This window comes from Pseudomonas sp. LBUM1669 (assembly GCF_059695705.1).
Window position 1 is genome coordinate 1,887,786 of record NZ_CP166784.1, and the last position, 20,698, is coordinate 1,908,483.

Annotated in this window: 19 protein-coding genes; all 19 read left to right on the forward strand. The window is 59.4% G+C overall.

Features of this window, described 5'->3' with window-relative positions:
* Positions 1 to 17 precede the first annotated feature (17 nt).
* Positions 18 to 755, forward strand: coding sequence for a cephalosporin hydroxylase family protein (locus ACA051_RS08725; RefSeq protein WP_094471212.1), 738 nt, complete (start codon positions 18 to 20; stop codon positions 753 to 755).
* A gap of 51 nt (positions 756 to 806) precedes the next feature.
* Positions 807 to 3,740 carry a TIGR00180 family glycosyltransferase gene (locus ACA051_RS08730; protein ID WP_497374395.1) on the forward strand — a complete coding sequence of 978 codons (2,934 nt, stop codon included), beginning with the start codon at positions 807 to 809 and terminating at the stop codon, positions 3,738 to 3,740.
* A gap of 29 nt (positions 3,741 to 3,769) precedes the next feature.
* Positions 3,770 to 4,771: a UDP-N-acetylglucosamine 4,6-dehydratase (inverting) gene (gene pseB, locus ACA051_RS08735; protein WP_497309169.1), complete on the forward strand. Its 1,002-nt coding sequence runs from the start codon at positions 3,770 to 3,772 to the stop codon at positions 4,769 to 4,771.
* The gene (gene pseC, locus ACA051_RS08740; protein ID WP_497374397.1) at positions 4,768 to 5,931 is read left to right on the forward strand and encodes a UDP-4-amino-4,6-dideoxy-N-acetyl-beta-L-altrosamine transaminase; all 1,164 of its coding nucleotides are present in this window, start codon (positions 4,768 to 4,770) and stop codon (positions 5,929 to 5,931) included. The genes pseB and pseC overlap by 4 nt, the downstream gene beginning before the upstream one ends.
* A gap of 21 nt (positions 5,932 to 5,952) precedes the next feature.
* A complete protein-coding gene (gene pseF, locus ACA051_RS08745) occupies positions 5,953 to 6,648 on the forward strand; it encodes a pseudaminic acid cytidylyltransferase (protein WP_497309173.1) in 696 nt (231 codons plus the stop codon).
* The gene (pseG, locus tag ACA051_RS08750) at positions 6,645 to 8,150 is read left to right on the forward strand and encodes a UDP-2,4-diacetamido-2,4,6-trideoxy-beta-L-altropyranose hydrolase (RefSeq protein WP_497374399.1); all 1,506 of its coding nucleotides are present in this window, start codon (positions 6,645 to 6,647) and stop codon (positions 8,148 to 8,150) included. Before pseF ends, pseG begins: the two co-directional genes overlap by 4 nt.
* Positions 8,143 to 9,195 carry a pseudaminic acid synthase gene (gene pseI, locus ACA051_RS08755; RefSeq protein ID WP_497309177.1) on the forward strand — a complete coding sequence of 351 codons (1,053 nt, stop codon included), beginning with the start codon at positions 8,143 to 8,145 and terminating at the stop codon, positions 9,193 to 9,195. The genes pseG and pseI overlap by 8 nt, the downstream gene beginning before the upstream one ends.
* A 228-nt stretch (positions 9,196 to 9,423) precedes the next feature.
* A complete protein-coding gene (locus ACA051_RS08760) occupies positions 9,424 to 10,350 on the forward strand; it encodes a ketoacyl-ACP synthase III (protein ID WP_497309179.1) in 927 nt (308 codons plus the stop codon).
* A gap of 96 nt (positions 10,351 to 10,446) precedes the next feature.
* Positions 10,447 to 11,739, forward strand: coding sequence for a motility associated factor glycosyltransferase family protein (locus ACA051_RS08765; RefSeq protein WP_497374401.1), 1,293 nt, complete (start codon positions 10,447 to 10,449; stop codon positions 11,737 to 11,739).
* Positions 11,736 to 12,005, forward strand: a complete 270-nt coding sequence (locus tag ACA051_RS08770; RefSeq protein WP_497309182.1) for a hypothetical protein — start codon at positions 11,736 to 11,738, stop codon at positions 12,003 to 12,005. Before ACA051_RS08765 ends, ACA051_RS08770 begins: the two co-directional genes overlap by 4 nt.
* 252 nt (positions 12,006 to 12,257) lie before the next feature.
* Positions 12,258 to 13,109, forward strand: coding sequence for a flagellin domain-containing protein (locus ACA051_RS08775; protein ID WP_497309183.1), 852 nt, complete (start codon positions 12,258 to 12,260; stop codon positions 13,107 to 13,109).
* A gap of 74 nt (positions 13,110 to 13,183) precedes the next feature.
* Complete coding sequence (locus ACA051_RS08780; protein ID WP_497374403.1) at positions 13,184 to 13,549, forward strand: flagellar protein FlaG; 366 nt, start codon at positions 13,184 to 13,186, stop codon at positions 13,547 to 13,549.
* 82 nt (positions 13,550 to 13,631) lie between these two features.
* Complete coding sequence (gene fliD / locus ACA051_RS08785; RefSeq protein ID WP_497374405.1) at positions 13,632 to 15,035, forward strand: flagellar filament capping protein FliD; 1,404 nt, start codon at positions 13,632 to 13,634, stop codon at positions 15,033 to 15,035.
* A 128-nt stretch (positions 15,036 to 15,163) separates the two neighbouring features.
* Entirely contained in the window at positions 15,164 to 15,559 is a 396-nt protein-coding gene (fliS, locus tag ACA051_RS08790) for a flagellar export chaperone FliS (protein ID WP_497309188.1), read from the forward strand.
* Between the two features lie 10 nt (positions 15,560 to 15,569).
* Positions 15,570 to 15,866, forward strand: coding sequence for a flagellar protein FliT (gene fliT, locus ACA051_RS08795; protein ID WP_403099428.1), 297 nt, complete (start codon positions 15,570 to 15,572; stop codon positions 15,864 to 15,866).
* 173 nt (positions 15,867 to 16,039) lie between these two features.
* Positions 16,040 to 17,515, forward strand: a complete 1,476-nt coding sequence (locus tag ACA051_RS08800; protein WP_150712167.1) for a sigma-54 dependent transcriptional regulator — start codon at positions 16,040 to 16,042, stop codon at positions 17,513 to 17,515.
* Positions 17,516 to 17,643: 128 nt separating this feature from the next.
* The gene (locus ACA051_RS08805; protein WP_497310556.1) at positions 17,644 to 18,849 is read left to right on the forward strand and encodes a sensor histidine kinase; all 1,206 of its coding nucleotides are present in this window, start codon (positions 17,644 to 17,646) and stop codon (positions 18,847 to 18,849) included.
* A 5-nt stretch (positions 18,850 to 18,854) separates the two neighbouring features.
* Positions 18,855 to 20,234, forward strand: coding sequence for a sigma-54-dependent transcriptional regulator (locus ACA051_RS08810; protein WP_497374407.1), 1,380 nt, complete (start codon positions 18,855 to 18,857; stop codon positions 20,232 to 20,234).
* Between the two features lie 130 nt (positions 20,235 to 20,364).
* The gene (gene fliE, locus ACA051_RS08815) at positions 20,365 to 20,694 is read left to right on the forward strand and encodes a flagellar hook-basal body complex protein FliE (RefSeq protein ID WP_010456962.1); all 330 of its coding nucleotides are present in this window, start codon (positions 20,365 to 20,367) and stop codon (positions 20,692 to 20,694) included.
* The last annotated feature ends 4 nt before the right edge of the window (positions 20,695 to 20,698 follow it).

A 20,698-nucleotide genomic window follows, 5' to 3' on the forward strand; every position in this document is an offset into this window, starting at 1 on the left:
CTATTGAGATTAGAAAAATGACCGACAACACCATCAATACAGCCTTCGAAGCCGAATGCCAGGCAGAAATCGCCGCCCAGGGCGACGACCAGAAACTCACAGGTCTGGCCCAGGATTTCTTCAACCAGTCAGCCAAGCACAAGTACAGCTACCACTTCTCGTGGATGGGCCGTCCGATCATTCAGTTGCCGCAAGACATGATGGCGATGCAGGAAATCATCTGGCAGGTCAAACCCGACCTGGTGATCGAATGCGGCATCGCCCACGGCGGTTCGATCATCTACTACGCCTCGTTGCTGGAACTGCAAGGCCACGGTGAAGTGCTGGGCATCGACCTCGACATTCGCCCGCACAACCGCGAAGCCATCGAAAGCCACCCGATGAGCAAGCGCATCAAAATGATCGAAGGTTCGAGCATCGACGCGGCCATCGCCGAGCAAGTGCGCGCCGCGGCCGAAGGCAAGAAAGTCATTCTGGTGCTGGATTCGAACCACACCCACGACCACGTACTGGAAGAACTGCGCCTGTACGCACCACTGGTCTCGGTGGACAGCTACTGCGTGGTGATGGACACCGTGGTTGAAGACATGCCGGCCGACTTCTTCCCTGATCGTCCATGGGGCCCGGGCGACAACCCGAAGACTGCCGTGTGGAAATACCTGGAAGAAAACGCTGACTTCGAAATCGACCGTCAGTTGCAGAACAAGCTGCTGATCACCGTGGCGCCGGACGGCTATCTGCGTCGCGTTCGTTAATCATTATTGAATCTGGGTTCTCGGCGCTTGGCCGGTTGTGGGGATAGAGATATGCACGTTCAAAACACTGCTCGTAACGATGTGGCACCGCTGAATGAACGGTTGACGGTGGTGGTGATTTCCCACAACCGCAACGCCTACCTGCGGCGTACCTTGCAGTATTACAGCAGCTATCCCTGCACGATCCTGGTTCTGGACTCTTCGCTCAAAAGCGACGACGACATCACCCGGGATTACCCGATGGTCGATTACCGGCACCTGCCGCAGTTCGCCTACACCGGGTTGCAGGAAAAACTCGCCTATGGCGTGAATCAGGTCACCACGCCGTACATGGTGCTGGCGGCCGATGACGACTTCCTGCTACACGATGCGATCACCGAGTCGCTCGAATTCCTCGAAGACAACGCCGACTACGGCATGGCCCACGGCTACGGGATCATGTACCTGGCCCGAGCCACGGAAGTGAATTACTTCCGTCGTGATCGCAAGGGGCCGGAAGATTACTGCTCGGATCGGGCCGAAGATCGCCTGATGCAATTCATGGGGCACTTCCTGCCGCCGTTCTATGCGGTCAGCCGTACCGAGTTGCTGCAAGACTGGCACAACGCGCTGCTGCCGGGCACCAGCTTCGAGTGGCAGGAAATCGGGCATGCCTATTACATGCTCGCACGGGCCAAAGCGCGGATCTTGCCGATCCCGTTCGCGGTGCGGGAGATCCCCTACGGCTCCTCGGAGCACAACACCAACGTCCTGACGGTATTGACGCTCAAGGACGCCAAAACCGTGGCCGACCGCGAGCGCTTCGCCGAGTTTCTGGCTTCGTTGCCCACCGGCATGAGCCACAAGACGCTGGCCGAGGGCAAGCAGGTGGCGCTGGACAGTTTCGCCACCATGGCCGACTGCCTCAACAACATGCGCTCGCTGAAGGGCACGCTGATTTTCACCTCGGCCTGGCTGGAGTCCGGCAAAGAGCCAGTGCGCACGTTCAATACCGAGCAGTTCGTCGAAATGCCGTTCTACAACCAGCCGGTGTTCGATCTGCTGACTGAATTTGAATTCCTCCTGCACACCATGCCCGCCGGTAAATTGCAGTTGCAGGAGCTGGAAGGCATCTTGCTCAAGCAACATGAGCTGATGCGCATTCATCCCAACGATAACGACCGCACCCTGCGTGCCCGTTTGTGGGAAGCGCTGAGCCTCTATGCGTTCAACCGCACCGTGGTTGCACGTCTGGCCGAGTCGTTGCAGGGCACCGAAGATGAGGAAGAGGGCGTCAAGCTGCAAGTCTGGGCCAAGCGCCTGGCGTCGGTGCCGAAACAGGACGAACAGTCGTTGCTCGAGAACATGCCGTCCGGTCGCCTGCTGAACTGGATCGATGCGCGCAACCCGGATGCCAAACAACTCAAGTCGATTGCTGCGCACCTGGCCAAACACAACGGCGGTCCACAATTCGGCATCCTGCTGCTGGACCTGGACGCCGACATGGTCAAGTTGCAGACCACCTTTGACAGCCTGGTCAGTGGTCACTGCAAGGCGTTCAAAGTGGTGGTGTTCACCACCGGTGATTTGCCGGCAACCACCACGCCGCGAGACACCGTGCACTTTGTCAAAGTCACCGCCACCAATTACGTTGAACGCATCAACCAGAGCGTGGCCCAGTCCACCGTTGACTGGCTGGTGCTGGCCGAGGCCGGTGATCAATTCACCGCCAGCGGCCTGCTGCGTGCCAGCCTCGAGTTGCTCGGTGCCGAAGGCGTGCGGGCCGTCGCCATGGACGAAATCCATCGTCAGGAAAACGGTTCCCTGAGCGATGTGTTCCGTCCGGGCGTCAACCTTGATCTGCTGCAAACCGTGCCGTCGCTGATGGCTCGTCACTGGTTGATCCAGCGTGATGTCTTGGCCGAGGCCGGTGGTTACTCGACTGAATACGCGTCGGCGCTGGAATTCGATCGGGTGCTGCGCCTGATCGAAGACGGCGGCCTGGGTGGGCTGGCTCATCTGGCCGAACCACTGCTGATCTGCAACGCGCCGTCGACCGAGGAAAACCCTCACGAACGTCAGGCTCTGACACGTTCCCTCAAGGAGCGCGGTTATCGCGCTCAGATCAGCTCCGAATTGCCGCAGACCTGGCAGATCAACTACCAGCACGCCGAACGGCCGAAGGTGTCGATCATTCTGCACAGCCAGGACAATTTCGAGTCGCTGCAACAAGCCGTGGTCAGCGTACTGCAACGCACCCGTTATCAGCAGCACGAAATTCTGATCGCCGATAACCACAGCCAGTCCGAAGAATTGCTGACCTGGCTGGCCAGCCTGGAAGGTAAGGACGAACGCCTGCGCGTCCTGCGTACCGGCGAGCGTCTGAGCGCCTCGGCGTTGCATAACTTTGCCGTGCGTGAGGCCAAGGGTGCCTACGTGGTGCTGATGTCTGCTGACTCCGTCGTGGTCAACGCCAACTGGCTCGACAGTCTGTTGAACCAGGCCCAGCGTCCGGAAGTCGGGATTGTCGGCGCCAAGCTGATGGACATTCGTGGCGTCACCACGCAAGCCGGCCTGGTGCTGGGCCTCAATGGCGTGCTGGGCTCGGTGTTTATCGATGAGCGCAAAGATGCCAAAGGCTACATGAACGGCCACCAGGTGGAGCAGAACTACTCGGCGGTGTCCGGGGCTTGCATGATGGTGCGCAAAGAGCTCTACGAAGCCGTCGGCGGTCTGGACGAAGAGCATTTCGACGAAGCCTTCTCTGACATCGACCTGTGCCTTAAAGCCGCCGACGCTGGCTACCTGATTGTCTGGTGCCCTCAGGCGCAAATGCTGCACCCGGGCCTGCTGCCTGACGCGCCGCAGACCGCCGCGGCCCTGCAAGACAAGTGGCAAGCGCGTTTCACCCAAGATTCGGCTTACAACCAGAACCTGGCCTTGACCGGCAAGGGCTTTACCCTCGGCGATGCTTCCAGTGTGAACTGGGCGCAGTTGCTTGCTTAAGCCTGCTGACAGGTAAAAGGACTCAAGGCATGTTCAACGGTAAATCGATTTTCATCTCTGGCGGTACCGGTTCTTTCGGGCGCAATTTCATCCGCCGCCTGTTGGAGCAATACCAACCTAAACGGGTAGTGGTGTTCTCGCGAGACGAACTCAAGCAGTACGAGATGCAGCAGACGTTCAATGCGCCGTGCATGCGCTACTTCCTCGGCGATGTACGGGATGGCGAGCGTTTGCGTCAGGCCATGCGCGGTATCGATTACGTGGTGCATGCCGCCGCCCTGAAGCAAGTGCCGGCGGCGGAATACAACCCCACCGAATGCATTCGTACCAACGTCAATGGCGCGGAAAACATCATTGCCGCGGCCATCGATAACGGCGTGAAGAAAGTCGTCGCGCTGTCTACCGACAAGGCGGCCAGCCCGATCAACCTGTACGGTGCAACCAAGCTGCTGTCAGACAAACTGTTCGTGGCCGCCAACAACATTGCCGGCGAACAGCAGACCCGATTTGCCGTGGTCCGCTACGGCAACGTGGCGGGTTCGCGAGGTTCGGTAGTGCCATTCTTCAGTAAGCTTATTACCGAAGGCGCAACCGAATTGCCCATCACCGATGAGCGCATGACACGCTTCTGGATCACGCTCGATCACGGTGTGCAATTTGTGCTCGACAGCTTCGCCCGCATGCACGGTGGTGAAGTGTTTGTGCCGAAGATTCCATCGATCCGCATCGTTGATCTGGCGTTGGGCATGGCTGAACACTTGCCGCACAAGAACGTCGGCATTCGCCCGGGCGAAAAACTGCACGAGTTGATGGTGCCGCTGGACGACGCGCGAATGACCCTGGAGTTCGCCGATCACTACACCATCCAGCCGTCGATTCGTTTCACCAGCGTCGACGTAGATTTTGCCGTCGATAACCTGGGCGAGCAGGGGCGGCCTGTCGGTGAACACTTCGAGTACCGCTCCGACACCAACCCGCACTTCCTGTCGGTGGGGCAGATCGCCGACCTGCACGCCGGGTTGCCAGCATGATTCCCTACGGTCGGCAAAGTCTCGATCAGGCAGACATCGATGCGGTGGTGGCTGTGCTGCAGTCTGACTGGCTGACCCAAGGGCCGACCATCGAGCGTTTCGAACAGGCCATGGCCGAGCGCTGCCAGGCCGATTTCGCCGTGGCGGTGTGTAACGCCACTGCCGCGCTGCACATCGCTTGCCTGGCGGCGGGGCTCGCGGCGGGCGACCGTTTGTGGACCACGCCGAACACCTTTCTGGCCTCCGCCAATTGCGGTCGCTACTGCGGCGCGGAGGTGGATTTCGTCGACATCGATCCGCTGACCTGGAACCTCGATGTCTTCGCGCTGGAATCGAAACTTCAAGCCGCCGAACGTGACGGGACGCTGCCAAAGGTGTTGGTGGCCGTGGCGTTCTCTGGTCAAAGCTGCGACATGCGCAAGATTGCCGAACTGGCCGAGCGTTATGGCTTCACGGTCATTGAAGACGCCTCCCACGCGGTGGGTGCCTCCTATGCCGGGCGTCCGGTGGGGTGCTGCGAATTCGCGGCAATGACGGTGTTCAGTTTTCATCCGGTGAAGATCATCACCAGCGCCGAAGGGGGCATGGTCCTGACCCATCGTGCAGACCTGGCCGAACGCATGCAGCGCTTGCGCAGCCACGGCATGACCCGCGATCCGCAGCAGATGACAGAGCCGAGCCACGGTCCCTGGTACTACCAGCAAGTGGAGCTGGGTTTCAATTACCGGATAACCGACCTGCAAGCGGCCCTCGGGTTGTCACAGCTGGACAAGCTTGACGACTTCATCGAACGCCGCCGTGAGTTGGCGATGCGTTATGACCGGTTGTTGGCCTACTTGCCGCTGACCTTGCCCAGTGCGCAGCCCGAGGCCGAGTCGGCCTGGCATTTGTACGTGGTGCGTTTGCAGACTGATCGCATCAATCTCAGCCATCGACAAGTGTTCGAAGGCTTGCGAGCGGCGGGTGTCGGTGTGAACCTGCACTATATTCCGGTGCACTTGCAGCCGTACTATCGCGACCTGGGTTTTGCCGAAGGTGATTTTCCGCAAGCTGAGCGTTATTACGCCGAGGCGATCAGCCTGCCGATGTTTCCCTTGCTGAGCGACGAACAGCAGGACTATGTGATCGAGCAACTGCGGCGACTTCTTCTTGAAGAGTAGTGCCTTGAACAGGAGTGAATCTTGAGCTGCGTAGCCATCATCCCGGCCCGGGGCGGCAGCAAGCGCATACCGCGCAAAAACCTCAAGTCGTTCGACGGCGTGCCGATGATCGTCCGTTCGATCCGCACCGCGCTGGATTCGCAGCTGTTCGATCAGGTAATCGTCAGCACCGACGATGAAGAAATCGCCGGAGTCGCTCGGGCGCACGGCGCTCAGGTGCCGTTCATGCGTCCGGCGTCGTTGGCTGACGATTTCACCGGCACGGCGGCGGTGATGGTGCATGCCTTGAATGAGCTTCCGGCATTCGACTATGCCTGTTGCCTCTACGCCACCGCGCCGCTGTTGCAGGCGCGGTTTCTGCGTCAGGGCTTTGAATTGCTGGAACAGCACCCGGATAAATCCTTCGCGTTTTCCGTGGCCGGTTTCGGCTTTCCCGTGCAGCGTGCCTTGACACTCGACGAGCACGGCGCGTTGACGTCGTTGTACCCGGAGTTTCGCAACACTCGCTCGCAGGATCTGGCCGAAGCCTTTCAAGACGCCGGTCAGTTCTACTGGGGGCGCCGCGAGGCCTGGTTGCGCGGTGATGTGTTGTTCTCCCCAGCGAGCCTGCCGGTGATGCTGCCGCGGCATCTGGTGCAGGACATCGACACTGCCGAAGACTGGACGCGCGCCGAATACCTTTACGCCGCGCTCAAGGCTGGTGGTGAACTGCAATGAGGGTGCTGATTCGCTCCGACGCGTCGCCGACCATTGGCAGCGGACATATCGCTCGCTTGTTGCCCCTGGCCAGAACCTTGCGTAAGCAGGGCTCGCACGTGGCCTTCGCGTGTCGCCTGCTGCCGGGGCATCGACTGGACATGCTGGCCGCGGAAGGTTTTGAAACCTTTGCGCTGCCAGAGCGTTATCCCGATGAAGACCCGCAGCAAGCCATCGAATCCATGTTGCCGTGGCAGGCGGACATCGATGCGTTGGCGCAGGCATTGGAACACCATCCGGCGTTCGACTGGATCATCGTAGACCACTATGGCCTCGACCATCACTGGCAAACCGCTGCCCGGCGCTGGGCGCCACGGATCGCCGCGGTGGATGATCTTGCCACCCGCGAGTACGCCGTCGATCTGCTGCTCAACCAGAACCTGTCGGGCACGCCAACGGCTTATGCCTCGCTGCTCGCGCCCGGCTGCCAGACGTTATTAGGCCCGCGTTTCGCGATGCTGCGCGATGAGTTCCGCTGCCCGGCGATCCCCATCAGGCCTCAGGCCAAACGGGTGCTGGTCAATTTCGGCGGCTTCGATGCGGCGATGCAGACTCATCACGCAATGCTGGCGATGGCCGATTTCGATGCGCTGGAAGTCGATTTTGTTGCCGGTGCCGACAATCCGGCCTGGAACACGATGCAGGCCATGGCGGCGACTCGGCCGAACTGGCGGTTGCATAGTTTTGTCAGCGACTTCTACCGACTGATGACCGAGGCCGATCTGTTTGTCGGCGCCGGTGGCGGCACCAGTTGGGAGCGCGCGGCCATGGGGCTACCGACGATTTGCATCGCGGTCTCGAACAATCAGCAGGCCAACGGCGAAGTCATGGCGGCTTCGGGCGCCCATGTTTACCTGGGCGCTCGTGAGCAGGTGAGCGTCGAACAACTGCGCCAGGCCATCGGTTTTGTCGCGGGTAATCAGGGGATACGCCAGAGCCTGGCCGAGCATTCGCGGCAATTGGTGGATGGCCGGGGGGCGCAGCGAGTGGCGGCAGCGTTGGCCGGTGCGGTGTTGCAGATCCGTCCCGCGACTGTCGACGATGCTCAGTTGCTGTTCTACGGGCGCAACGCCGAGGCGGTACGGCGCTGGTCGCTGGACACCAGGGTGATTGAATGGCCGTCGCATCAACACTGGCTGGCCGCCAGTTTGAATAATGCGCAGCGCTTGCTGTTGATCGCCGAAGCCGATGATGGTCCGGTGGGTGTGTTGCGTTATGACGTGCGCGGCTTTACAGCCGAAGTCTCGATCTATCTGTTTGAAGATCGCATTGGCCTGGGGTGGGGCAGGGCGCTGCTGGCCCGTGGCGAGGCGTTCGTGACGGCCCGCTGGCCGCAACTGACCGCCATCACCGCCCAGGTGTTGCCGGACAACCAGCCTTCGCTGAAGGTCTTTCGCGAAGCCGGTTTTACTCAGAGTGCTTGCGCGTTCACGCGCGTATTAAAGGAACGCTGCAATGACTAGCTTCAAGATCGGCAACCGCTCCATCGGTGCCGACGCGCCGCCGTTCATCATTGCCGAGATGAGCGGCAACCATAACCAGTCGCTGGACATGGCGCTGCAAATCGTCGAAGCCGCGGCCAAGGCCGGTGCGCATGCCTTGAAGCTGCAAACCTACACCGCAGACACCATGACTCTGGACCTGTCCGAAGGCGAGTTCTTCATCAAGGACCCCAACAGTCTGTGGGCCGGATCATCGTTGTACGCCTTGTACGAGAAAGCGCATACGCCGTGGGAATGGCACGCGCCGATTTTCGCCCGGGCCAAGGAACTGGGCATGCTGGCCTTCTCCACGCCGTTTGATGACAGCGCGGTGGACTTCCTCGAAAGCCTCGATGTGCCGGCCTACAAGATCGCCAGTTTCGAAAACACCGACCTGCCGCTGATTCGCCGGGTCGCGGCCACCGGCAAGCCATTGATCATCTCCACCGGCATGGCCAGCATCGCCGAGCTCGATGAAACCGTGCGCGCTGCCCGTGAGGCGGGGTGCAAGGACCTGGTGCTGCTCAAGTGCACCAGCACTTATCCGGCGACGCCCGCCAACAGCAACGTGCGGACCATTCCGCATTTGCGTGAATTGTTTGGCTGCGAAGTCGGCCTGTCCGATCACTCTATGGGTGTCGGCGTGTCCGTGGCGGCCGTGGCGCTGGGAGCGACGGTGGTGGAAAAGCACTTCACCCTCGACCGTTCGGCCGGTGGTGTGGACGCCAGTTTCTCCCTGGAGCCGGCCGAACTCGAAAGCCTGGTGATCGAAACCGAGCGTGCCTGGCAGGCCATGGGCCAAGTGCATTACGGCGTGACCGAAGCCGAGCGCAAGTCGCTGGTGTACCGACGCTCGCTCTATGTCACGCAAGACATGGCGGCCGGCGAGCCGTTTACCGCAGTCAATCTGCGGGCCATCCGTCCGGGCTTGGGGCTTGCCCCCAAACACGCTGAAACCCTTCTGGGCCGCCGCGCCCGCCACGTCATCAAGCGTGGAACCCCGCTGGACTGGTCGTTGGTCGAATAACGCCTTGTCGGTCTGTTTCGGCAAAATAGCGTGACCTGCGAGTCATAACGCGCATCTTCACTGTATTGTATTAATCGGGGAGGTGGCGCCTGGTCTCTGTTTGGCCCAGTGATAGCCTTTTATTCTTCCCGTAGTCGCCTCCACAGGGCGACGTTTTTCTCTGTTTGTCGGCGCCCCTCGAATCATTACGAGCGGTGGTATTGGGCTGTTTATTATTGGGAAGCCGTAATGATTGGCATAAAAAGCATTGCGAGCTACGTTCCTGTAGCCGGCGTGGACAATTACGCACAAGGTGCAAAATTCGAAAAGGATGAAGAGTTCATCCTGGGCAAAATCGGTTCGGCCTTCCTGCCGCGCAAAGATGCCGGGCAGGAAACTTCGGACCTGTGTGTCGAAGCAGTCAATGCGCTGTTCGCCAACAATCCCGATCTGAAACGTGAATCCATCGACGTGCTGATCGTCGTCACCCAGAACGGCGACGAAGAAGGCTTGCCACACACGGCCGCCATCGTTCAGGACAAACTGGGCCTGCCGACCACCGTGGCGGCGTTCGATATTTCCCTGGGCTGCTCCGGCTACGTCTATGGCATCTACGCGATCAAGGGCTTCATGGAAGCCGCCGGCCTGAAGAATGGCTTGCTGGTCACCGCCGATCCGTATTCGAAGATTGTCGACCCCGAAGACCGTAACACCACCATGCTCTTCGGCGACGCCGCCACCGCGACCTGGATGGGCGAAAACGCGCCCTGGCAGCTGGGCAAGGCCAAGTTCGGCACCGACGGTTCCGGTGCGCCGCATTTGAAAGTCACCGATGGCGTGTTCTACATGAACGGTCGTCAGGTGTTCAACTTTGCGCTGCTCAAAGTCCCGGCGCACTTGCATGAACTGCTGGAGGACTCGCAGCTGACGGCGGCCGATATCGATGCCTTCTGCATTCACCAGGGCAGCGCCGCGATTGTCGACGCCGTGGCGCGTCGCTTCGAAGGCGAGCCGGAGAAGTTCATCAAGGACATGGTCGAGACCGGCAACACCGTGTCGTCGAGCATTCCGTTGCTGTTGGAAAAACACGTGCTGAACTCCAACTGGAAGCGCGTTGCACTGAGCGGTTTCGGCGTTGGCCTGTCCTGGGGCTCGGCGATCCTCTACCGCCCTTGAGCCCGGTGCCTTAGTCAAAGAAAGCCAGACACAACAATAGCGCTCAAGGTGTAATCTTGAGCGCTATTTTTTTGCCCGAACAAACTGCGAGGCACCATGAGCGAGTTCTTTGAGCGCAACGTCGACGTCATCCAGCAACGCTGGCCGGCGCTGGCTGTGCGCTTGCTGGTTGAAGACACGAGCCTGTTGCAGGCTGACCTGGTGGAAGGCTTGGGTTCGACGTTGAGCATCAACGGCATTCAGCTGACCAGCCGTCATGACCGCAGTCGCGAGGCCGTGCTTCAGGCCGACAGCTTGCCGGCCGACAGTCCTGTGATGCATATCTACGGTACCGGGCTGGGCGATCTGCAAATGGAGTGGCTGCAACGTGCCGGTCTTGAACGGTTGTACGTGCATATTCTCAACGGCGCCGTGTTTGCCCTGGTGCTGCAACTGCTCGATCAAAAGCCGTGGCTCAGTGATCCGCGGGTCGAGCTGCTGTATGCCGGTGATCTGGGCGAAATCCAGCTGCCGTTTTTTGCCCTGCCCTCCGAGCTGGTGCTGGCCGACGATTTCAGCGCGAAGATCCGCGACCGCCTGATCAGCGAAACCCACCTGACGTTCAATAATCGTGAGTTCGACCCGCAGACTCCTGAGATTGTCGAGCGCTTGCAGGTCAGCCTCAAGTGGGTGCAGGCAGATCACGACGTGGCCGAGTTGTTCGGTTCACAGCCGGGGCAGGAGGTCTTTGTCATCGCCACCGGGCCAAGCCTGGAACAGCACTTTGCGACCTTGCGCGCGATTCGCAATGAAGCCGAGCGACCGTTGTTCATCTGCGTCGATACGGCCTATCGTCCGTTGCTCAAGCACGGCATTCGTCCCGACATGGTCGTCAGCATCGATCAGCGCATCTCGGACCGGCACCTGCCGGCTGAAGGCACGTCCGACATCACGCTGGTGTACATGCCCATGCTTGATCCGGCGGTGATCGAGGCCTGGCAGGGGGCGCGTTATGCCGGTTACTCCGCGAGCCCGATCTATCAGCAGTTGCGTCGGCAACTGCCCCGGGGCGAGTTGTATGTCGGTGGCAGCGTTATTCATCCGGCGGCGGACCTGGCGGTGAAGATGGGCGCGGCGCAAATCACGCTGTTCGGCGCCGATTTTGCCTTCCCGGGTGACAAGACCCACGCGGGATGGAGCGATGGCGATCTGGGGCCGCAATTGGGCGCCGCCAAGCACTGGGTGCTGGACGGTCACGGCCAGCGCATCAAGACTCAGCTCAACTTCCGCAGTTACCTGTGTGAACTGGAGCGTTTTATCGCGGGCCATCCAAAGGTGCGCTTCTATAACAGCAGCCGGGCAGGGGCAATGATCGCCGGCACGGTTTTTCATCCGGAGTTTGCATCGTGAGCGCGCTTGAAACCTTCGTTGCCGATGCGCAGCAATGCGCAATCCTGTTCCGTCTGGGGCGTGATGTCGAAGCCGGGCTGGCGATGATCGAGTTGGCCGGTGCGGTCCATCCGGCGTTCGATTCGAAGCCGCAGGAGGCTCAGCAGCAGTGGGCGTTTGTGCTCGGCCAGATGTTCGCGTGTCAGGAAGCGCAGAACTGGCTCGCACTGGCCGATTACCTGGAATATGAACTGGTCCAGTTGCTGAATAACACGCTGTCCGTTTAATCAATTTATCTTCAGTCGGTGCCGGCGAATCCTCGCCAACCTGCCGCCGACATTTCCCTGACGTCATTTTTTCGCTGTCGGACGTCGCCAACCCCTTGATTTACGGGGGGTGGCAACGTGATGGCAAATATTTTTGAAAATCCCCTAAAGCAAGTTGCGTTGGCGACGATAACTATTACGAAGGTTCTCTAGGCCATACCCGGCGGTTGCCAGGGCCGGAAGCCGCAGTACCCAACCAACGAGGAATTCGTCATGGCTTTAACAGTAAACACCAACGTCACATCGTTGAGCGTTCAGAAGAACCTGAACCGCTCCTCCGACGCTCTGTCGACTTCGATGACTCGCCTGTCTTCCGGCCTGAAAATCAACAGCGCCAAAGACGACGCCGCCGGCCTGCAAATCACCACTCGTATGACCGCGCAAATCCGTGGTCAGACCATGGCGATCAAAAACGCCAACGACGGTATCTCGATCGCTCAGACCGCTGAAGGCGCGATGCAGGAAACCACCAACATTCTGCAGCGTATGCGTGAACTGGCCGTACAAGCTCGAAACGACTCGAACGGTACTCAAGACCGTGTGGCTCTGAACAAAGAATTCGCGGCAATGTCGGACGAGATCACTCGTATCGCCAACTCCACCAACCTGAACGGCAAGAACCTGCTGGACGGTACTGCTGGCACCATGACCTTCCAGGTTGGTTCCAACACTGGTTCGGCTAACCAGATCTCTCTGACCCTGGCCTCCGGTTTCGGCGCTGCAACCCTGTCGGTTGACTCGGCTACCACTCAGATCACTGGTAACAGCTCGGCTACCGCTCAAGCTTCGTTCTCCGCTGCCCTGACCCGTATCGACGCCGCTCTGCAGACCATCAACAGCGCGCGTGCTGACCTCGGTGCTGCACAAAACCGTCTGACCAGCACCATCTCCAACCTGCAGAACATCAACGAAAACGCCAGTGCTGCTCGTGGTCGCGTACAAGATACCGACTTCGCTTCTGAAACTGCAGAACTGACCAAGCAACAAACTCTGCAACAAGCTTCTACCGCAGTTCTGGCTCAGGCCAACCAACTGCCATCCGCTGTACTGAAACTGCTTCAGTAATAGCTGATTGAGTTTTGGCGAGGGGTGTGCGCTGGTCGTACCCTCTCGCTTTTTTACTTTTAGAGGTGATGGACATGGATATGAGCGTGAAGCTGAACTTGTCTTATCCGACAGCGAAGCACGCAACCACGGTTGCCGACAAGCCTGCGGAAAAGCCTCGAGCGGAGCCCGCGAAAGTGGTCGACGTCAAGGACGTGCGCAAGAGCGCACAGACTGAGCAGGACAAGCTGAAGATGGCTGTTCAAGAAATTGAAAAGTTCGTTCAGTCGGTCAAGCGTAATCTGGAGTTCTCGATTGATGAGCCTTCAGGCCAGGTTGTTGTCAAAGTCATTGCCAGTGAATCCGGTGAGGTGGTCCGTCAGATCCCCAACGAAGAAGTCCTGAAACTGGCCAATAGTTTGAATGATGCAAGCAGCCTGTTGTTCAGCGCTAAAGCCTGACAGTTGGCATGAATTTTGTTGCTATGTTCTTTTGGGCGTTGTAGTGGTCAAAAGGCCGGCGACACACTGAAGGGAGTTCCACATGGCAAGTCCAATTTTACCGGGCACGGGTTTAGGCTCTGGCCTTGATACCGGTGCTATCGTCAAAGCCTTGGTGAACGCTGACAAAGCGGCCAAGCAAGGTCAGATCGACCGTGGGACCACGACCAACACGGCGAGCATCTCCGGGATCGGGACGCTGAAGTCGCTGCTGGCCACGTTCCAGAAAGCACTCACCGATCTGGGCAGTACGACTACCCCTCAGTTCACGGGTTTTTCTGCGACGTCCTCAGATGCCAAAGTACTGACCTCCACGTCCAGTAACACGGCTGTTGCCGGTAATTACGTCGTCAAAGTAACCAGTCTTGCCACTTCGTCGAAAGTAGCCTCTGCAGCATTTGCCGGCGGAGCGACCAGTGCTATCCCGGCGGGCACGCTGACCATCACCCAGAACGGCACCAGCTACCCTGTCACCGTAGGTGCGGGCGCCACGCTGCAATCGGTGCGTGACTCGATCAACACTCAGTACCAGGCCAGTGGCCTGAGCGCTAACATCGTGACCGACAGTTTCGGTTCGCGCCTGGTGTTGGGTTCTACCGCGACCGGTGCGGGTTCCGATATCTCCGCCAGCGGTATCGCCGGCCTGACAATCGACGGGACGGCCCCAATGGGCGCACCGACCGCGACCTCTTCGGGTGCCATCGGCGGCCTGGCCGCGGATGCGGTGTTCACGGTCGATGGTCTGGCGATGACCAGCAAGTCCAATACCGTCGCCAACACGATCTCCGGCCTGAGTCTGACCCTGACCGGCGCAGGTACATCGACTGTTAACGTCGCTTCCAACAACGATGGTTTGAAGGCATCGATCCAGAAGTTCGTTGACGCCTATAACGCCATCGCTAATGCTGTGACGTCCTTGACCAAGCCGTCCCTGGATGACGATGGCAAGCCGACTGTCGCTGCTGCGCTGACCGGTGACCCGTTACCACGGTCGCTGCTGGCCGCCATTCGTGGTCCGTTGTCCCAGTCCGGTGCTGGCGACAAGCTGACCGTGCTCTCGCAGTTGGGGATCACCACTGACCAGAAAACCGGTGCGCTGAACTTCGACTCTGTCAAGTTCACCGCGGCGATGAATGACAAGAAGCTCGGTGGCGAGGTTCAGACCCTGTTTACCGGTACCAACGGTTTGCTCGAGCGCATGAACAATGTGATCAAGCCGTACACCGATACGGGCGGTATTCTCGATACTCGCACCACCAACCTGAATGTGACCAAAACCAGGCTGACCGCTGATCAGGCTAATTTGGATCGTCGGGTCGAAACACTGACCGCGGTATTGACCAAAAAGTACAACGACATGGATACACTCGTTGGCAAGTTGAGAGCCACAGGCAACAACATCACCTCGATGTTTGAAGCGATGAGCGCGCAGCAGAAGAACTCGTAACGCGCACAACGCCAAAAGCCCGGCAGCGTTTTCAAGCGCTCCGGGCTTTTTGCATTTGAATCTAAAGTTTTTTGACGCGTCGTCGATACACTGGTTATACGAACTACAGCATTTTGATGAGGTACAACATGAATCCAATGTTAGCCCTTCGCCAATACCAGAAGATTGGCGCTCAGGCGCAGACTTCCGAAGCCAGCCCGCATCGTCTCGTGCAGATGTTGATGGAAGGCGGGCTGGACCGTATCGCCCAGGCCAAGGGCGCAATTGAGCGCAAAGACATTCCGAACAAGGGTGTTCTGATCGGCAAGGCCATCGGCATCATTGGTGGTTTGCGTGAAGGTCTGGACCTTGAGAACTCCGTCGAAACCGTGGGTGAACTGGACAACCTGTACACCTACATGATGAAGCGTCTGGCCGAGGCCAATATCAAAACCGATCCGGCGATTCTCGACGAAGTCTCTGATTTGCTTCGAACAGTCAAAGACGGTTGGGATGCTATTGCCGCGCCGGGTCCGCAGTTTTAAGGAGATCACCATGAGTCTTGTATTGCAGCGAATCGAGCACACCCGCGAAGCCCTGGTCGGTGCATTGGCCGAGCGAAACTGGGAGGCCATCGGTGAGTTGGACCTGGCGTGTCGTTCCTGCATGGAAGACGTCTTGAGTGAAGCGTCGGTGGACGAGACTGCTCTGCGCGATAACCTTGAGGAGTTGCTGGGGGTGTACAAGCAGCTTCTGGAGGCGGCGACGGGGGAGAGGCAGGCGATAGTCGATGAGATGTCGCAGATCCATCAAGCACAGAGCGCGGCAAAGGTTTACCATCTGTTTGGTTAATTAATCCTCAGTTAATCCAAACATAGTGCGCCATAAATTTGACTGTGCACGGTTTTTTGACTTAACTAGTGGCTGGTTCCAGATTTCAGGCGTCTACAGGCATAACGTGTCTGCAAGCGTCTAGCTTGCCCCATCATTTTGGGCATTGAGTTGACTAGGGAAGTTGCTATTGCATGTGGCGTGAAACCAAAATTCTGCTGATTGATGACGATAGCGTCCGCCGCCGCGATTTGGCGGTGATCTTGAATTTTCTCGGCGAAGAAAATTTACCCTGCGGTAGCCATGACTGGCAGCAGGCTGTCGGCTCTTTGTCATCAAGTCGTGAAGTGATCTGTGTCCTTATCGGGACGGTCAATGCTCCTGGCGCACTTCCGGGCTTGTTAAAGACACTCGCAACCTGGGATGAGTTCCTTCCGGTTTTGTTAATGGGTGATAATTCTTCCGTTGACTTGCCCGAAGACCAGCGTCGCCGAGTGCTTTCGACCCTGGAAATGCCACCCAGCTACAGCAAATTGCTCGACTCGCTGCACCGTGCCCAGGTCTATCGCGAGATGTATGACCAGGCCCGCGAGCGCGGTCGTCATCGCGAACCCAATCTTTTTCGCAGCCTTGTCGGCACCAGCCGGGCGATTCAGCACGTCCGCCAGATGATGCAGCAAGTGGCCGACACCGACGCCAGCGTGCTGATCCTTGGCGAGTCTGGCACCGGCAAGGAAGTGGTCGCGCGCAACCTGCACTACCACTCCAAGCGCCGTGACGCGCCGTTCGTTCCGGTCAACTGCGGGGCGATCCCGGCCGAGTTGCTGGAAAGCGAATTGTTCGGCCACGAGAAGGGCGCTTTCACCGGGGCGATCACCAGTCGCGCCGGGCGTTTTGAGTTGGCCAACGGCGGCACCTTGTTCCTCGACGAAATCGGCGACATGCCGCTGCCGATGCAGGTCAAGTTGCTCCGCGTCCTGCAGGAACGCACCTTCGAACGCGTGGGCAGCAACAAGACCCAGAGCGTCGACGTGCGCATCATTGCCGCGACTCACAAGAATCTCGAAAGCATGATCGAGATCGGCACCTTCCGCGAAGACTTGTACTACCGCCTGAACGTGTTCCCGATCGAGATGGCGCCGCTGCGCGAGCGTGTCGAAGACATCCCGTTGCTGATGAACGAGTTGATCTCACGAATGGAGCACGAGAAGCGCGGTTCGATCCGCTTCAACTCGGCGGCGATCATGTCGCTGTGCCGTCACGGCTGGCCGGGCAACGTTCGCGAACTCGCCAACCTGGTGGAGCGCATGGCGATCATGCACCCATACGGGGTGATCGGCGTGGTCGAACTGCCGAAAAAATTCCGCTACGTCGATGACGAAGACGAGCAACTGGTCGACAGCCTGCGCAGCGATCTTGAAGAGCGAGTGGCCATCAACGGTCATACGCCGGACTTCACCGCCAACGCCATGCTGCCGCCCGAAGGCCTGGACCTCAAAGACTACCTCGGTGGTCTGGAGCAGGGCTTGATTCAGCAGGCGCTGGACGATGCCAATGGCATCGTGGCGCGTGCTGCAGAACGCCTGCGTATTCGTCGCACCACCCTGGTGGAGAAGATGCGCAAGTACGGCATGAGCCGTCGCGACGGTGATGAACAGGCGGATGATTGACGCCTGTTTTTCAAGTCGTTCATTTGTAGGCGGTTTTTTTTAGGCACGGGTATTGCTACATCCCTCGCAACGTTCCGTTTAACTGACGGTCAGCCTAGCGAGAGTGCACGATGCCCCAAGCCGCCCAGATGTCTCCTGTCCCAGACGCTTCGGGGCAACCGTCGTCCGTAGAGCAGGCAAGCCGGCTTGGCCTTGAGCAGGCGTTCTCGCTGTTCAACCAGATGTCGAGCCAGTTGACTGATTCCTACAGCTTGCTGGAAGCCCGTGTCACCGAGCTCAAGGGTGAACTGGCGGTAGTCAGCGCTCAGCGCATGCAAGAGCTGGCGGAAAAGGAGCGCCTGGCCAACCGTCTGCAAAACCTCCTCGATCTGTTGCCTGGCGGCGTCATCGTCATCGATGCTCAGGGCATTGTGCGTGAAGCCAACCCAGCGGCCTGCGAGTTGCTCGGTCTGCCCCTTGAAGGCGAGCTCTGGCGCCATGTCATTGCTCGCTGCTTTGCCCCCCGCGAAGACGACGGTCACGAAATCTCCCTCAAGGACGGTCGGCGTCTGTCGATCGCCACTCGCTCGCTGGATGCCGAGCCCGGGCAGTTGGTATTGCTCAACGACCTGACTGAAACCCGACATCTGCAAGATCAGCTGGCCCGCCACGAACGCCTGTCGTCCCTCGGTCGAATGGTCGCCTCGCTGGCTCATCAAATTCGTACGCCGCTGTCCGCCGCCTTGCTCTACGCCAGTCATTTGACTGAGCAGGAATTGCCGGTCGCCACGCAGCAACGTTTTGCCGGGCGCCTGAAAGAGCGTTTGCATGAGCTTGAGCATCAGGTTCGCGACATGTTGGTGTTCGCGCGCGGAGAGCTGCCGTTGACCGACCGTGTCACGCCCAAGCAACTGATGCAATCGCTGCAATCGGCAGCGCTGACTCATGTTCAGGACCTGCCGATTCGCTGGCAGTGCGACAGTCATGCCGGCGAATTACTGTGCAACCGCGACACCCTGGTCGGCGCAATCCTCAATCTGATCGAGAACGCTATCCAGGCCAGTGCCGGTGATGTCCGCTTGAAAGTGCATTTCTATGCCAGGGGAAACAACCTGCGCGTGTGCGTCAGTGACAGCGGCAGCGGCATCGACGGTACAGTGCTGGCACGCCTGGGCGAGCCGTTTTTCACCACTAAAACCACCGGGACCGGCCTGGGCCTGACCGTGGTCAAGGCGGTGGCCCGTGCACATCAGGGAGAATTGCAGTTGCGCTCGCGGCCGGGTCGCGGTACCTGCGCGCAGGTCATCCTGCCGCTTTTTTCCGGTGAGCAGCCCAACGCTCAGGGAGCGGAGTGAAGGACATGGCAATCAAGGTTTTGCTGGTCGAGGACGACCGCGCGCTACGCGAAGCATTGGCCGATACGCTGCTGCTCGCGGGGCACGATTACACGGCCGTCGGTTCGGCGGAAGAGGCGCTCGCGACGGTCGGCAACGAGGCGTTCAGCCTGGTGATCAGTGACGTCAATATGCCGGGCATGGACGGTCATCAGCTGCTCGGTTTGCTGCGAGCGCGTCAGCCGCAGCTGCCGGTGTTGCTGATGACTGCTCACGGTGCCGTCGAGCGGGCGGTCGATGCGATGCGCCAGGGCGCGGCGGATTATCTGGTCAAGCCGTTCGAGCCCAAAGCCTTGCTCGACCTGGTGGCGCGGCACGCATTGGGCGCGCTCGGCGCGACCGAGAGCGAAGGGCCGATCGCCTTCGAGCCGGCCAGTGTGCAATTGCTGGAACTGGCCGCGCGAGTCGCGCGCAGCGATTCGACGGTATTGATTTCCGGCGAATCCGGGACCGGTAAAGAAGTGTTGGCGCGCTACATTCATCAGCATTCCCATCGCGCCAGTCAGCCGTTCATTGCGATCAACTGCGCGGCGATCCCCGACAACATGCTCGAAGCCACCTTGTTCGGCCACGAAAAAGGTTCGTTCACCGGCGCCATTGCGGCGCAGGCAGGCAAGTTCGAGCAGGCCGATGGCGGAACGATCCTGCTCGACGAGATTTCTGAAATGCCCCTCGGGCTCCAGGCCAAGCTGCTGCGGGTGTTGCAGGAGCGCGAAGTCGAGCGGGTCGGCGCGCGCAAGCCGATCACCCTGGACATACGGGTCGTGGCGACCACCAACCGTGACCTGTCCGGTGAAGTGGCGGCGGGGCGGTTCCGTGAGGACCTTTTCTATCGGTTGTCGGTATTTCCGCTCGCCTGGCGTCCGCTGCGCGAGCGTACCGCCGACATCCTGCCGCTGGCCGAGCGTCTGCTGGCCAAGCACGTCAATAAAATGAAGCATGCCGCGGCGAAACTGTCGCCTGAGGCGCAGGCGTGCCTGGTCGGTTATCCGTGGTCGGGCAACGTGCGTGAGCTGGATAACGCGATACAGCGAGCCTTGATTCTGCAACAGGGTGGTTTGATCCAGCCTCAGGATTTCTGCCTGTCCGGGCCGGTGGCTTGTGCGCCGTTGCCGGCATTGGCGCCGGTGCGGGTGGTGGAGGTCGAGGCTGAATCGGCCGGGGCGTTGGGTGATGACCTGCGCCGCCGTGAATTCCAGATGATCATCGACACCTTGCGCTCCGAGCGCGGCCGTCGCAAAGAGGCTGCCGAGCGATTGGGCATCAGTCCGCGCACCTTGCGCTACAAGCTGGCGCAGATGCGCGACGCCGGAATGGATGTGGAAGCGTACTTGTTCGCGACCTGATTCGTTTGTCAGCGAAGCTCAGGAAGAGCTTTTGTTCAGAGCAGCCACGGAGCTGGCACCCTTGTTGCTAACACCTCACTACCCGCCGAGTGAGTGTCAAAAAATTGCGGGTCGCCAACGAGAGTAGACCATGAGCCAAGGTATTGAATTTAATCGGTTGATGCTGGACATGCGTTCCATGCAAATGGATGCCATGTCTGCGCCTAAATCGACTGCCGCAGTCCCTGAACTGGGTGGCAGCAGCTTTTCCGACATGCTCGGTCAGGCTGTCAATAAAGTTAACGACACCCAGCAGGCGTCCAGTCAGTTGGCCAGTGCCTTCGAGATTGGCAAAAGTGGCGTCGACCTGACGGATGTAATGATTTCCTCGCAGAAGGCCAGCGTGTCTTTTCAAGCGTTGACCCAAGTGCGCAACAAGCTGGTTCAGGCATACCAAGACATCATGCAGATGCCGGTTTAAGGAC

What these genes read in the sequence shown, in the direction of transcription:
- ACA051_RS08725 (WP_094471212.1), top strand. Translation starts at nt 18, where the DNA reads ATGACCGACAACACCATCAATACAGCCTTCGAAGCCGAATGCCAGGCA.
- ACA051_RS08730 (WP_497374395.1), top strand. Translation starts at nt 807, where the DNA reads ATGCACGTTCAAAACACTGCTCGTAACGATGTGGCACCGCTGAATGAA.
- pseB (WP_497309169.1), top strand. Translation starts at nt 3,770, where the DNA reads ATGTTCAACGGTAAATCGATTTTCATCTCTGGCGGTACCGGTTCTTTC.
- pseC (WP_497374397.1), top strand. Translation starts at nt 4,768, where the DNA reads ATGATTCCCTACGGTCGGCAAAGTCTCGATCAGGCAGACATCGATGCG.
- pseG (WP_497374399.1), top strand. Translation starts at nt 6,645, where the DNA reads ATGAGGGTGCTGATTCGCTCCGACGCGTCGCCGACCATTGGCAGCGGA.
- pseI (WP_497309177.1), top strand. Translation starts at nt 8,143, where the DNA reads ATGACTAGCTTCAAGATCGGCAACCGCTCCATCGGTGCCGACGCGCCG.
- ACA051_RS08760 (WP_497309179.1), top strand. Translation starts at nt 9,424, where the DNA reads ATGATTGGCATAAAAAGCATTGCGAGCTACGTTCCTGTAGCCGGCGTG.
- ACA051_RS08765 (WP_497374401.1), top strand. Translation starts at nt 10,447, where the DNA reads ATGAGCGAGTTCTTTGAGCGCAACGTCGACGTCATCCAGCAACGCTGG.
- ACA051_RS08775 (WP_497309183.1), top strand. Translation starts at nt 12,258, where the DNA reads ATGGCTTTAACAGTAAACACCAACGTCACATCGTTGAGCGTTCAGAAG.
- ACA051_RS08780 (WP_497374403.1), top strand. Translation starts at nt 13,184, where the DNA reads ATGGATATGAGCGTGAAGCTGAACTTGTCTTATCCGACAGCGAAGCAC.
- fliD (WP_497374405.1), top strand. Translation starts at nt 13,632, where the DNA reads ATGGCAAGTCCAATTTTACCGGGCACGGGTTTAGGCTCTGGCCTTGAT.
- fliS (WP_497309188.1), top strand. Translation starts at nt 15,164, where the DNA reads ATGAATCCAATGTTAGCCCTTCGCCAATACCAGAAGATTGGCGCTCAG.
- fliT (WP_403099428.1), top strand. Translation starts at nt 15,570, where the DNA reads ATGAGTCTTGTATTGCAGCGAATCGAGCACACCCGCGAAGCCCTGGTC.
- ACA051_RS08800 (WP_150712167.1), top strand. Translation starts at nt 16,040, where the DNA reads ATGTGGCGTGAAACCAAAATTCTGCTGATTGATGACGATAGCGTCCGC.
- ACA051_RS08805 (WP_497310556.1), top strand. Translation starts at nt 17,644, where the DNA reads ATGTCTCCTGTCCCAGACGCTTCGGGGCAACCGTCGTCCGTAGAGCAG.
- ACA051_RS08810 (WP_497374407.1), top strand. Translation starts at nt 18,855, where the DNA reads ATGGCAATCAAGGTTTTGCTGGTCGAGGACGACCGCGCGCTACGCGAA.
- fliE (WP_010456962.1), top strand. Translation starts at nt 20,365, where the DNA reads ATGAGCCAAGGTATTGAATTTAATCGGTTGATGCTGGACATGCGTTCC.